We start from the raw sequence: 12,625 nt of genomic DNA, 5'->3' as shown, positions 1-12,625 counted from the left end.
TGAAAAAATAGTAGGCCATGCTCTTGTTCATTTTTAGCGAGAATTATTTGAAAGCTGTTCTGTCTCTTTGCTCTTTTCACTCTTTTGTGTTTTTTCCTCATACCCCAGCAGCCGCGCAACATTAGCCTTCGCCATCTGCAGGTCTTTCATTTCCTGCCTGATCGCGGAGTATTCAGGGTACAGTGTTTTCTTTTCTGCCAGCAGCCCGGCATATTCTGCCTGGATGCTTTTCACCGTTGGCAGCTTCTTGATTCCCATCTCGTCAAAGGCTTTTTTCGCCGCCTTGTGTAGCAGAATATCCCCCTCATGCTCCGCAAGGAATTTCTTGGAATAACCGGCTTTCCGGTAGGCCACATAAACCTCGCGGGTCTTGGCATAGTTGATGATATGTTTCCGCAGGGCGGTCAGCTCCGTCATCCGTTCCTCTGCCGCCTTGATCTGGCCGGATAACTCATGGAACCGGGCCGTAACTTCGTCTGTCTTTTTGCAGAGCGTCCCATAGTCCAGCAGCTTATGCTCCGTCAGGAAATTCAGTGTCTGCGCCATCTGTTTTAGATTAAATCTCTGCGCCCACCGTGCATATCCGGCTCCTTTGCCCTCTGCAAGTTTGGCCTGGATGTCCACCAGAAGATTGATGCCCTGGGTCTGAATCTTCTTTGCTTTTTTCCGTTCCGGAGAGAGCTGCTTTTTACCTGCAATGACAGCGAGAATGTCTTCCTCTGAATACCCTTCTTTCAGGGAACGCAGCCTTGTAAATTTTTTCTGTCCCGGCCCCTTAAATCCCGGCTGTTTCCCGGCCTTGTATTCATACCCGGCATCCTCCATCAGTTTTAAGAAGGCTTGATAGTCCTTTGGCTTTTCTGCCAGAGCTGCGTCAATCGCCAGCCGGAGCTTATCCTGGAAGGACGGAGCTTTTTTATCCCCCAGCCATTTGCCGTAATGGGTCTTGCCGGTTTTCGGATTCTCCACAATCGAAAGGTTATTTTCCAGGCACAGCTTGTCACTGGCCCGGCGCAGGGCAAAGCTGGAGCCGAAGAAATTCCGGTACTTATGCTTTCCGTCCATGCAGGTAGAATTATAAATGATGTGGGTGTGGATATGGGCATGGTCGATATGGGTAGCAACAACAAACTGGTGCTTTCCCTTTGTCCAGGTCATAGCCAGCTCATATCCGATCTTTTGCGCCAGCTCTGGTGTGATCTCTCCCGGTTTGAAAGATTGGCGGATCTGATAGAGCAGTACATCATTCCCCGGAATCTCCCTGCCGGTGTAATCGGCATAGGCCCGTTTGGTCAGCAGCATTTCGTTGGCGGCGGTGGCCGGATCACAGCCATAAGCCGTTACTAATTCCGTTCCAAGTGTCTTGTCCGGATTGACGGCATAATCAATCCGCTCTTTTACAGTGTAAGCAACGGACTGGTTCTTGATTTTGTGCATGGGGATAAGGCGTGTCGTTGCCATAGTGAAAACCTCCTTCCCTTCGTTTCGTTCACAGGAAAAGCCAGCCTGTTTCGGCTGGCCCCAAATGTTATCCGGTAATAAAATCCCTCAACCTGTAATTCAAGTCTTGCAGCAGCCCCAGCATACGGACTGCCGGCATGGGAAGTCCCAGAGGGCTGATAAGAAATGCGATCACCAGAAGGATGATCCCGTTTTTCACGGAATAAGTAATCAGTACGGCCAGCCCCATAAGGCCCACCACCGTTCCGGCCAGTCCCAAAAGAAAAGCAGACAGGTCAAGCAGCGCGGCGCACAGCCAGACCGTCAGGGTCAGCACCAGCACTACCGGGATGGCCAGTATCTTGAAGATCAGTCTCATTGTCCCTCCGCCTCCTTCCTCATTTCCAGGTAGGGCCTGCACAGTTCCATTGCCCGCTCGGTATCTTCCGGGGTCAGCTCCCGGCATCCTTTTGTCAGCCGGTTTTCATGAAAACTCTGGCAGTCGCTAAGGAGCCGGTCAAACAGTTCCTCCGGTGTCCGGCAGAGATACCCGTCCTCACAGTAGGGGAGGCCGCCAGACCATATGATCCGCAGATACCCCTTCTTTGTCTTTACCACTTCCAGCTCCTTGTCCTGTTCCATATAGTCCTTAAAGATTGTAAAAACCTGTTCAAAGGTCATGATTCTTTTTCCACTCCTTCCTGATTGCTGTCTACATTTTAGCGGCCTTTTCCCCCTCCGGCAAGGTTGCCGATGTACAGGAAAAGAAAAAGCGGAGGGAGAGCGGCCTGCACTTCGGCTGTTCTCCCTCCGTGTTTTGGGGTTTAAGCCCCATTTATGGAATCCCGCCAAGGCAGGACAATATCTCGTTCACCCCGGCCCAAAGCTCCTGCTGTTTTTGGAGAATATCCCCCAAATCCGTGTCATAAATATTCCCGGTTTCATGAACCCGGCGGGCGATCTGGTTGACGTTGTTGCTGGTTCGCCGCAGGAGCGATAAAAGCTCGGAAAGCTCCGGCAGCTCCAGTTTGACGATATAACCGTCAATCGCCATTTTACGGAGGTACACCCCTAAGTTGTTTGTGCCAAGCTGGGCCATCTTCTGGCGGATCAGTTCGCGCTCATGTTCCGTCACCATGAAATGAAGCTGCACCGTCCGTTTCCGGTGGGCCATCAGCGTGTCTCCCGTTCGGTTTTCTTCTTTTTCGCTGTGCCGGGAGCCCGTTTTGCAGTTGTTTTCTGTAGGTTCTTCCGCACGGAACGCCGGGGCTTTTTTAACGGCTGGTTTCTGTCCTCATCTTTGGAGATCAGTACAAAATGCCCTTTGCGGTCATCCAGGCCGGAGAAGGTCATGGACTGGAAGGGCAGCATCGCCATGAGCCGGTCGGTGTCTTTGGAAGAACTTCTTGCCAGGAAGTCCGGCGAGATCTGCGCCATGAAGTGTGTCCCGTGGGGGCTGTTCGGCTCCTTTTGCGCCTGCAGCTCGGTAAGCAGCCGCGCCGCCTCTGTCTGGATTTCTTCCTCCGCCAGCGGTGTCCGAAGATGCTGTTCCCGCCGTACCTGGTTCAGAAAAATATCTGTCAGGCCGGGGTTGCAGGCATCCACCACAAAGGAAGCGTTGTGGTCATTGCCCCAGGCATCCTTGTTTTCATAAACCGGGATTGTCCTGGCCCATTCTTTGTTGCTGTGGGAGATACGCCCGTCCCAATCTTTATGCCGGACAGTATTGGCAAGGACATACATGGTGCGTTCCATGCCGAAAGCGTCAAGGACTTCCCGTGCCGATTCTTTCCCCAGCCGGTTATCATGATAATTCTCCCGGATGGCCGTTTCAATGGCTTCCTTGCAGGCAACATTGGCCTCGTGGGAGGCGCGGTATTGTTCGAGTTCTCCATGTTCCAGGGCATGGTCTGCCGGATAGGGATAGACGGGCATTCCCAGAAGGACGCGCCGCTTTTCGGCCTCGGCTTCTATCACGGCATCCGCCCGGCAGACCATGGAATCAAAGACGTTATCCATATAGTCGGTTTCCCGCTGTTCAAATTCTTTAAATATATCTCCCAGCGGGCTGGGAGACTTTAACAGGGCGTCGGCCTGGGCATCTGTCAGATCATGGTATTCCAGAGACAGCAGCACATCTTCCCGCACGGTATACTCATAAGTGTGTTTTAAGATTTCCTCCGGCGGCTGCTGCAAAAGCCAGCTCCGGTAAGTTTCCTGTTCCGCAAACATTTTTTCATAGAGAGCAGTATTACGTTCTGCGTTCGTCATGTTATCTTACCTCCGTTTCTTTTTTATGGGCCTTGTCCGGCATACTGCGGACAGGCGGTGTTGTTTTTAATTTATCCAGGACAGAGGGCCGTTCTGCTTTTGGCAGCCGCTTGGAAGCCTGGGGGATGGGACACTTGGTATCTATATCCAGGAGGGCATTGAGCTGTGCAAGGCGGTCGCTTTTTTCCTGAAGCTCTGTCTCCTGAAGGAAGGGTTTCCCCAGCTCCGCCTTTGCCGCGGCCTGCTGCTGGTAGAGGTTGTCAAGCTGGGTTTGTACGGATTGGAGGCGGTCAGGAACGGCCTCCAGCGCATGGTCGATGCGGGCCAGGTTGCCGCGGGCATCGGTTCCCAATTCTGTCTGGTGGGTCATAGCTCCTTTTAAGATCAAATCCACATGAAACCCGTTAAAGGAGAGGCTCATGTTTAAGCCCCGGTAGCTGCCGATCTCCACCGTGTCCCCGCTTTTCAGCTCCTTGCAGGCTTCTAAGATGGCGGCCCCGGCGTTGTCCTTGTCTGTCAGGGTATCGCCCCGGATCACCATCCCGGCAAATCCACCCTCCGGTGGCTGGTTGGCGGCCAGTGTCTCCATATCCTGTTTTAACCCGGCAATAAATCCTTTGTTCTGTTCGATCTGTTCCGGGAAGTATTTTAATAAACTATCTTCCAGCCGGTATTGCTGGCTCTGGTGGTTGGCTTTTAACAATTTCAGCCGTGATACTTCAATATCCAAATCCATCTTTTCCTTGATTCTTGGGTCTCCCGCGCACAGAGCCTTGATCTCCGCATAGGATAAGGCAGTCTCGTCTATATCCTCACAGGAGCGTACCGGCGATTTTGAGGTCATGATCTGGGAGATAAACTTCTGCTTGTTCTCCACGGTCTGCCAGAGATAGCTGTCGAAGGTTCCTTCCGTTACATACCGGTAGATATGGACAATCTTATTTTTATTTCCCTGCCGGACAATACGCCCCTTTCGCTGTTCCAAGTCAGTCGGTCATTTTTTGCGGACAGTTCAATACATACCATCCTTTTCTGCTCCCTGCTCCTGCGTTTACACTCGTTTGACTTCTCCCTCTGTATCTTCTTGGCACAAACGGGACAATACTTCGATATGCCAGAGCCGGGGACGTATTCAATGCCGCACACCGTACAGTATTTAGCGGGTAACGCTGTCCACCGCTTCGTGGGTGTGATATGTAATTCACCGACAAAGCCGATGAATTTATAGTAAATCTTGATTTCCTGCCTAACCGTTCCGTCTGCCATTTTCTCACGCTCCGAAACAAATATCTTGTCTATCAGCGCATTTACTACTGTTGCGTCCAGTTCCTTTAAGCCTTGATAGTTGCGGATAAGGGAAAGGAAATCACGGATTCCCTGCGATTTCTCGTAACTTTCGTTGAGCGTTTCCGTTACCTCTTTTAATCTCGCTTCGATTTCAAGCTGTTCTTTCTGGTATTTCCCCGACATCATCTCAAAATTCCGCTCGGTAATACGCTCCATGACCTTATCCTCATAGAGAGAGGAAAACAGCCTGTCAAGCTCCGCAAGGCGTTTGTTCAGCTTCTTTTGTTCTTTCTCCATTACCTTTGCCTTGCTCTGGTCTGTTTCCGTGAGCCGCTTCTCAATCGCCCTCACCGCCCGCTCGTCATTCACCGCCATATCCGCAAAGCGGTTGATGTCGGCAAGGACGGCGTTGAATAAATCCCTCGCTTCGATGGCGTGTGCGGTACACATGACGTTGCCGTACCTGCCATAATTATTACAGGTGTATTGTACGCAGTCGATAATGTCGGGGCGTTTCCTCCTGTTTGCGCTCATAGCCCGCAGGGCATAGCCGCAGTCCGCACACTTGATAACGCCTGCAAAGATATTCTCAAATCCCCCTGCGTTCTGTTCCCTCCTGCGGCTCGTCATAAGCTGCTGTACGGTGTCAAATTCCTCCTGCGTGACTATCCCCTCATGGGTATCGGGTATCACTTCCCATTCTTCGGGCAGCTTAGAGGGGCGTTTCTTGCTTTTCATGTTGGCGGCAATCCGCTTGTAGCCTGCAAGGTTTCCCGCATAGATAGGGCTTCTTAAAATGCCCCTCACGCTGTTCTCGCTCCAGATATAGCGGTTTTCCTCGTTACCCTCAAAGTACCGCTCATAGCCTGCCGCCCCCTGCTCCGCCGCATAAGCGGCAGGGCGCAAGACGTGCTGTTTATTGATGTGCTTGCGGATTTTGGCGATTCCATTTCCCGCAAGCGCAAGGTCGAATATCTCCCTTACAACGTGCGCCACCTTATCGTCAATCAGCAGATGGTTGTGGTCGGCAGGGTCTTTAATATATCCATAGGGCGCATACGTTCCCATGAATTTCCCCTGCTGAAACCTCGCACGGTACGCCGATTTTATTTTGACCGACACATCAGCAGAATACATTTCATTGAGGATATTGCGGAATGGGGTGATGTCCATCGCCGATTTATTGAGCGTGTCCACGCCGTCATTGACTGCAATATACCTCACATTATGCTCTGGGAAAAAGACTTCCAGATATAATCCGCAGTCAAGATAATTCCTCCCCAGACGGGATAAATCTTTCGTAATCACGCAGTTTATCAGCCCGTTTTCAATGTCCTTAATCATGTTCTGGAAGCTCGGTCTTTGAAAATTCGTACCAGAATAACCGTCGTCCACATACGTTTTTGCTAAGTGCCAGCCCTGCTTTTTCACATAATCCGTGAGGATGGATTTCTGCGTGGCAATGCTCGCACTTTCATTTTCCGTTCCATCGTCCTTTGACAAGCGGCAGTAAATGCCGACTTCATAAATCTGATTCCCCATTTTTATCCCTGCCATACTGTTAAACCTCCGTCTTTGCTCTACTCAATTTCATGTTCCATTGCGTACATTCTAAGCGGATATACCCTCATTGTCGAAGGTGTCATTTCCCGCAATGCTCTTTCGGATGTCCTCAGAGATAATAGGGATAAACGCTTCGGCAACAGTCTGTGTGCCGACATATTCACGGCTGACAATCATCTGCACTGGCTGTCTTGCCACAATGCGCTTTCTCTTTCTGCTTGCTTTCTTATCCTCGCCCATACTCAAATCTTCCTTTCCAGACAGGGCAGTGGAGTATATAAAAATGCTCCCACCCTGCCTATCACACACAATTAATCCCCGCTGTTCAATTCTTTCTGTAATGCTTTAAGGAGAGCCGCCGCTTCATCGGCGGTCAACGTGATTCCCTTTCCGCACTTCTCACGGTTGGGGGAAAAGCTGCGGATGTCGTATTTCGGCTCTTTCCCGTTCCATGAGATTAAATTGATTTCCTTTGTGTAGCCGCTATCACTCGTAGACAACACGGCGATTTCCTTTACAATCTCATATTGAATATCTTTCATTTCCTGTCTCACCTTTCTGCTTTTTTATCTATCCAGAGTTTCTATTTACCTCCCGAAAAGAGAAGATTAGCGGCTTTCCCTGCCCCGTTTCCTCTGCAATTCACGCTCCAAAAGTTTGATGATGGTGTCCTCCATCTGCTTCGGCGTTGTTCCTTTCGGGAAGTATTTCTTCAACCGCTCCATACCGATTTTCATGGTTTCTTTCTGGTTTCCCTTTTCCTCCGTCATAATCGCAAAGATGGTATCCATGTCAAGCCACCCGCTCTGGCTTAGGCTTTTCATCCGCTGTGCCTGTGAGAGTGAGGGCGTTGCTTCCTCGCTCTCCATCGTGGCGAATAGGTTTTCCTGCTCGTCTTTCTTCAGAAAAGACAGCTCCACCGCAGGCGTGAGGGCGATTCTCCCCTCGTCCACCATCTGCAAAATCGGCGGTATCAGTTCTGTCAATCGGATAAATCTCTGCACGGTCATCCTGCCCACGGCGAAGCCCTGCGCCACTTTATCGTCCGTCCGCAACTTCGTCCCAACTTGTGACGAGGTTAAGTCTGTGCGGAAACCCTGCCGCTTCATGGCTTCGGATTTCATCTTGTAGGCAAATGCCCGCTCCGACGGCAGGATATTTTCTCTTTGGAGATTGCTGTCCACAAGGGTGATGATGGCTCGGTCACGGTCTAAGGGCAGGACAAAAGCAGGGATTGTGTTTAACCCTGCAAGCTCCGAAGCACGCACACGCCGCTGTCCTGCAATGATTTCATAGCCGTCCCCGTCCTCTTTCGGGCGTGTGATAATCGGCGTTACGATTCCAAACTCTTTGATACTCTCTGCTAATTCTGATAACATTTCGTCCTCCACTACATGAAACGGGTTATCGGGAAACGGATATAAATCTGCGGTCTTTAATACCTTAAAATCCTGTTTCTTCATTCACATTCCTACCTTTCTTTCGCTCTATTCCGATTGCTTTTCTGCAATTCTTCTAATACTTCTGGTGGGATTCTTTTCAATAACCTTTCCATCTGCTGATTGGTTTTCTGCAACTCAAATATCCTCTGGTTGGCTTTCTGTACCTTTAGTTCCTGTTCGTACTTTTCATCACGCATACGCCCTGCATAATCGGATTCCTGCCCGATTCTCTCTTTTAAGCTGTCAATATACGCCTGCTGTTTGCCGATTTCTTTTGAAAATTTCTCCACGTCTGGGAGCCATGCGGAGAGTAATTCTAACGCCTTATCCCTTTTCTTGCCCGCATTAAAGGCGTTGATGTCGGAGAGGGCAGACACGATTTCTTCATACTGTTTATCCAGCCTGCCGCCCAACTTATAGAGCCATGTGGGGATATGCTTGCGCTTGGTTTCCATTGAGGACTGCCCCCGCTCAAGCTGATTCCACCGTGCGGACATCCGCTCATGGTAGGCGGTCTGCCATTCGGACAGGCTCTTTTGGTTGCCTAAAATAGACTTTGCTGACAGCTTGTTGTCTGGCGTAAGCGGCACAAAGCACAGGTGCATATGGGGCGTTTTCTCGTCCATGTGGACGACTGCGGAGAGGATATTTTTCTTTCCTACACGTTCTGAAATGAAGTCAAGAGCCGTCTGGAAATAGGCTTTTTGTTCTTCGGGCGGTAAGCTGTTCATAAATTCAGGCGAAGCGGTGATGAGCATTTCCACCATCATCACGCTGTCTTTCCTTACCTTACAGCCCGCTTCTTTTACCATTTGGTTTATCTCTTTCTTGTAGGTGTAGCGGGGCGGTTTCACAAGATGGTAGTTATCTTTGGAGCGTCCCACGTCAATGTCTGGGTTGCTTTTGTAGGCTTCTTTCTTCCGCTCGTTGTGGCGTTCACAAGCAGCAACGCCGCCTGCCTTGCGTTTCTGGAAACGCAGGATTGCATAGGGCATGGCAGGATTCCTCCTTTCTTCGGCGGGTAACTGTCCTTTGGGTGACAGCGGTGACGGTGATGACGGTGATTTTGGGATACCCCCACGGGAGCCGCCAACTGTCACCGCTCATTCTTCCATCCGAAGCCGCAAGGCGCAGGATGGGCAGGGCGTAAGCCCTGCTTTAAGGGAGTCCAGAGGGAACGTCTGGCACACGGCTCTTTGCGGAGCAAAGTGTAGTGTGTTACACCCTGTAAACGCAGTCGGAAAAATCGGGAGATTTTTCTGACCGCAGGGGTGGCTTTACGAGCCGAAAAGGGCGGGTAATGCCCACGCCTGCACTTTGCGTTTACGGGGTGTTCTCCCGTAGGGATGACAGCGGCGGGGTATCCCAATATTGCCGTCATCACCGTCACCGCTGTCACCCGCAGGGCAGAGCCGCCAGCTTTACATGACTTTAGGTGTCAATGACAGCGGCGGGGTATCCCAATATCGCTGTCATCACTGTCACCGCTGTCACCCGTCTGCCTTGCAAGGGCTATCTGTCTGCCATCTTTTTTGCGGCTGTACTGGTAGCCGATACAATTCTCACTTAAAAATGTGGTGCGGTATTCATTGAGCCATTTCGTAATCACCGTGGGGACGGTTTCCGTTTCCCCCATAGCGGCTAACAGCTCCGTTGCCGTTCCCGTCCATTCCTCTTTGTCCTGCATGAAATCCACCAGCCGAAAAAGGACGTCTGGTATCGCTTCTTTGGCAAGCTGTTCCTGCTCCTTACGCTCCACCAGTTCCCAACTGCAATCACGGAAGCGGAGCGTGAACTCCTGATAGGGCGTGTCCCTGCCCGTCACATACAGCTTTGCGGCATTGGACGCACGGCTTTCCTGCTGAAGGACAAAGGTAGCATCTGCACTCCCCGTCAATCCCGTCGTGCCAGACACTTTGTTGAACACGTCGCTGTCGTTCTGCTTTCGGATGTGGTGTACAACAATGACCGCCAATGAGTGCCTGTCGGCAAAGTCTTTGATAAGAGAGATGTCCCCGTAATCGCTTGCGTAGGCGTTGTCTTTGGATGCGGTGCGGACTTTCTGCAAGGTGTCAATCACAATGAGCCTGCTGTCGGGGTATTCTTTCAGATAATCCTCCAACTGCACGATAAGACCGTCTGACAGCTTATCGCTCGCCACTGCAAAATGGAGCCGCCCGCTTGCTTCATCCGTCAAGCGGAACAGCCTGTCTTGGATGCGGCAGAACGTGTCCTCAAGGCAGAGGTAAAGCACATCGCCCTCCTGTGTCGGCATATCCCACAAGGGGATTCCCTGCGACACGCATAGGCAGAGCTTTAGCATGAGCCAGCTCTTGCCGATTTTCTGTGAGCCGCAGAACAGGGTTAATCCCGTGGGTATCAGACCGTCCACCACAAAGGACGGTTTTTCAAGCGGCTCATAGAGGAGCGTGTCGGCGTTGACCGTCTGAAGCTTCTGCATGGCTTTCCTCCTTTCGGGCGGTGTCTTTGGTTTTGTTGCGCATAGGCATGACCTCCTTAAAATTGATTTACTCCCACGGAAAAAGTGAGAGTATGTAATGCCGCCATCCCCATGCCGATAATAAGCGGATTCCTTTTTCGGGCGGTAACAGTCAAGGTTGGAGATACTTTTTCATTTCTGCCTTAATTTTCTCCCTTGCAACCGAAACGGACTTCTGGACAGCGGAAGCTGTGCAATGCTCCATTTCGCCGATTTGGTAAAAATTAAAATCATACTCGTAATAGAGCAGGAAACGCCGCCTTTGTATCTCTGGCAGTCGTGCAACCGCTTTGTAAAACAGTTCATTCCGTTCTTTTTCAATCATGCTTTCATCAAGCGTCTTAGGCACTCGCAACGCCCGTCTGTAAAGCGTTTCATCCCATACCTCGTTAAACTCCCTGTGCCGCTGGTTCCATTGCTGAAGGTTTCTGTTCTTCCTTTCCATCTGCCTAAATTCAAAGAATAGCGGTTCTGACACTTCCAGTTCGTGGTGTTCCCCCTGCCCGTCCTTAAAGCTGATAAAATACCTTTTGCCGCTTTCCGTGGATTCCTCCCGAAGCGTGTATGTCTTATCCCTATATGCCATCCTGCTTTCCTCCCGAAAAGAATTGAATGAGGGGATTGCCCCTCACCCGATAGCCCATAGGAAAGCAGGATATATGAGACGCTTATAAAATTTTCCGCAGCTTCTTCCGCAGATGGTTTAACCTCGCATAAATAGCCCCTGCCGTTAAATGCACAAGCGGGGCAATCTCCTTTGTGGAATATCCCTGCATTTTCAGCAGGACGATTTGTAATGTGCGTCTGTCCACCGTGATTAAGGCAAGGTACAGATTTTCGCTCTCAATCTCGTCCAGTAAATCAGAAACAGACCTTACCTCCGCCTGCTTCTCCCTGTCCGCCATGCCCTCAAGGTATTCGCCGAAGTCGCTCGCCCATCGGTAAAACCGCCTGTTGGAATTAAAATCTGCCCTGTCATCCGTGCGGATTTGCTCAATGGTTGCTTCATCAACGCCGCACTCACGCAGAATTTTTTCCTCGGCTTCTTTCCAGATACGCCATTTCCTGTCCTCCCGTCCGTGGTTGTATGCCATCCTTATTTCCTCCAATCGAATTGATTGAGAGGGCAGGAAAAAGCCCCCTCATTTTCCCAAAGGAAAAAACAAGGGGGCTGAACGCCTTAAATTTTGTTTTCCATTATCTTTCTCAGCTTCGCAAGGATTTTGGCTTTGCGCTTGTTCACAACGCTCTGTGTCACGCCTAACCGCAACCCGACTTCCCGCTCGGAAAGTTCTTCAAAGAAGATTGCTTGTATCAACGTCTGTTCACTGTCCGACAACAAAGGCAGGGCGGCTTTCAGCCTGTCCACCATCACCGCATGGACAACGGTTTCCGCAACATCCACCGTTTCATCAACAACGAAGTCAATCACATTTCCCTCACTGTCTGTAAATCCCTCCAATGAGAGCAGCTTGTGGTTCGTGTCCAGTTTTTTCAGATAACGCCACCGTTCTTTATCCCGATAGAAATCCGTGTACTGTTCCCGCACAACTTCAAGCAGACAGCCCTGCACGGGGATAAACAGCTTGTCCATGTAACTCTGGTCGGCTTGCCTGCGGCGGCAGAAGTCTGTATAGGATAATTCCACATAACCGCCGCTTTCTTTGATATATACTTTTCTTGGTGCGTATCTCACCGTAAGTACCTCCCATCTGAATTTTTAAAATGCTAAAATCTAGATGGGAAAGGCGGCGAACGGCAGCCAACAGCGGAAACAGCCCTGCGGCATATTCCGATAAAAAACGACAAAAGAAAAACCGCAAAGGCTCTGTGACCTCTACGGTTATGAGTGATTCTAATTCTGTTAAGTGGAGATTCTACTTCTGGTTTCATGGTGAGAAGTAGCGTTGCATGGGCAGGGATTTTTTTAACTGGCTTCCTGCCATTCCCCGATATGCTATGTATGGATAAATTCTGCGTTGCATGAGCAGATAGATTACTGCCCGAAAAAAGAACATAAAAAAATCCCTCCAAACTCGAAAACAGGTCTGGAGAGTGTCTGTTAAGTCTTTTCGGGCATAGCAATACCGCCCACCATAACACCGTTTTTTTATATGGTGGG

Annotated in this window: 15 protein-coding genes and 1 pseudogene; 1 reads left to right on the top strand and 15 read right to left on the bottom strand. The window is 50.4% G+C overall.

The annotated features are described in order from the left end of the window. Window positions 1–33 precede the first annotated feature (33 nt). The 11 genes and pseudogenes from NFR99_RS02685 to mobV all read right to left on the bottom strand — a co-directional run bounded on the left by NFR99_RS02685 (window position 34) and on the right by mobV (window position 8,998). Complete coding sequence (locus NFR99_RS02685; protein ID WP_251352610.1) at window positions 34–1,461, bottom strand: relaxase/mobilization nuclease domain-containing protein; 1,428 nt, start codon at window positions 1,459–1,461, stop codon at window positions 34–36. A 67-nt stretch (window positions 1,462–1,528) separates the two neighbouring features. Beyond that, the gene (locus NFR99_RS02680; protein WP_251352608.1) at window positions 1,529–1,819 is read right to left on the bottom strand and encodes a CD1845 family protein; all 291 of its coding nucleotides are present in this window, start codon (window positions 1,817–1,819) and stop codon (window positions 1,529–1,531) included. Then, window positions 1,816–2,121, bottom strand: a complete 306-nt coding sequence (locus NFR99_RS02675) for a hypothetical protein (protein WP_251352606.1) — start codon at window positions 2,119–2,121, stop codon at window positions 1,816–1,818. The genes NFR99_RS02680 and NFR99_RS02675 overlap by 4 nt, the downstream gene beginning before the upstream one ends. Before the next feature lie 154 nt (window positions 2,122–2,275). Further along, window positions 2,276–2,614, bottom strand: coding sequence for a plasmid mobilization protein (locus NFR99_RS02670; RefSeq protein WP_251352604.1), 339 nt, complete (start codon window positions 2,612–2,614; stop codon window positions 2,276–2,278). After that, complete coding sequence (locus NFR99_RS02665; protein WP_251352602.1) at window positions 2,614–3,711, bottom strand: DUF3849 domain-containing protein; 1,098 nt, start codon at window positions 3,709–3,711, stop codon at window positions 2,614–2,616. Before NFR99_RS02665 ends, NFR99_RS02670 begins: the two co-directional genes overlap by 1 nt. A 1-nt stretch (window position 3,712) precedes the next feature. Beyond that, window positions 3,713–4,705 (bottom strand): annotated as a pseudogene (locus tag NFR99_RS02660) (SNF2-related protein); the annotation flags it as partial. Further along, window positions 4,624–6,555, bottom strand: coding sequence for a recombinase family protein (locus NFR99_RS02655; RefSeq protein WP_251352598.1), 1,932 nt, complete (start codon window positions 6,553–6,555; stop codon window positions 4,624–4,626). The pseudogene NFR99_RS02660 and the gene NFR99_RS02655, both read right to left, overlap by 82 nt. A gap of 54 nt (window positions 6,556–6,609) precedes the next feature. Then, the gene (locus tag NFR99_RS02650; RefSeq protein WP_334301687.1) at window positions 6,610–6,801 is read right to left on the bottom strand and encodes a stage II sporulation protein R; all 192 of its coding nucleotides are present in this window, start codon (window positions 6,799–6,801) and stop codon (window positions 6,610–6,612) included. 71 nt (window positions 6,802–6,872) lie between these two features. Continuing rightward, entirely contained in the window at window positions 6,873–7,103 is a 231-nt protein-coding gene (locus tag NFR99_RS02645; protein ID WP_251352596.1) for a YdbC family protein, read from the bottom strand. Window positions 7,104–7,169: 66 nt separating this feature from the next. Then, window positions 7,170–8,024 (bottom strand): ParB/RepB/Spo0J family partition protein, encoded by an 855-nt coding sequence (locus tag NFR99_RS02640; protein ID WP_251352588.1) that lies wholly within the window; start codon window positions 8,022–8,024, stop codon window positions 7,170–7,172. 8 nt (window positions 8,025–8,032) lie between these two features. Further along, window positions 8,033–8,998 (bottom strand): MobV family relaxase, encoded by a 966-nt coding sequence (gene mobV, locus NFR99_RS02635; RefSeq protein WP_251352586.1) that lies wholly within the window; start codon window positions 8,996–8,998, stop codon window positions 8,033–8,035. Here mobV and NFR99_RS02630 point away from each other — a divergent pair. Continuing rightward, complete coding sequence (locus tag NFR99_RS02630) at window positions 8,997–9,266, top strand: hypothetical protein (protein ID WP_251352584.1); 270 nt, start codon at window positions 8,997–8,999, stop codon at window positions 9,264–9,266. The genes mobV and NFR99_RS02630 overlap by 2 nt on opposite strands. 175 nt (window positions 9,267–9,441) lie before the next feature. Here NFR99_RS02630 and NFR99_RS02625 read toward each other — a convergent pair whose 3' ends face one another. The 4 genes from NFR99_RS02625 to NFR99_RS02610 all read right to left on the bottom strand — a co-directional run bounded on the left by NFR99_RS02625 (window position 9,442) and on the right by NFR99_RS02610 (window position 12,199). Then, on the bottom strand, window positions 9,442–10,464 hold the full coding sequence (locus NFR99_RS02625; RefSeq protein WP_251352581.1) for an AAA family ATPase: 1,023 nt from the start codon (window positions 10,462–10,464) through the stop codon (window positions 9,442–9,444). A 151-nt stretch (window positions 10,465–10,615) separates the two neighbouring features. Continuing rightward, a complete protein-coding gene (locus NFR99_RS02620) occupies window positions 10,616–11,089 on the bottom strand; it encodes an RNA polymerase sigma factor (RefSeq protein ID WP_251352580.1) in 474 nt (157 codons plus the stop codon). 82 nt (window positions 11,090–11,171) lie between these two features. After that, window positions 11,172–11,597 carry an RNA polymerase sigma factor gene (locus NFR99_RS02615; RefSeq protein ID WP_120486318.1) on the bottom strand — a complete coding sequence of 142 codons (426 nt, stop codon included), beginning with the start codon at window positions 11,595–11,597 and terminating at the stop codon, window positions 11,172–11,174. 86 nt (window positions 11,598–11,683) lie between these two features. Then, window positions 11,684–12,199 (bottom strand): sigma-70 family RNA polymerase sigma factor, encoded by a 516-nt coding sequence (locus NFR99_RS02610; protein WP_251352578.1) that lies wholly within the window; start codon window positions 12,197–12,199, stop codon window positions 11,684–11,686. Window positions 12,200–12,625 lie beyond the last annotated feature (426 nt).

The sequence above is a fragment of the Hominisplanchenecus murintestinalis genome (assembly GCF_943193015.1).
Classification (GTDB): domain Bacteria; phylum Bacillota; class Clostridia; order Lachnospirales; family Lachnospiraceae; genus Hominisplanchenecus_A; species Hominisplanchenecus_A murintestinalis.
The sequence above is the reverse complement of the archived record's forward strand: the minus strand, read 5'-3'. Positions and strand labels throughout refer to the sequence as shown.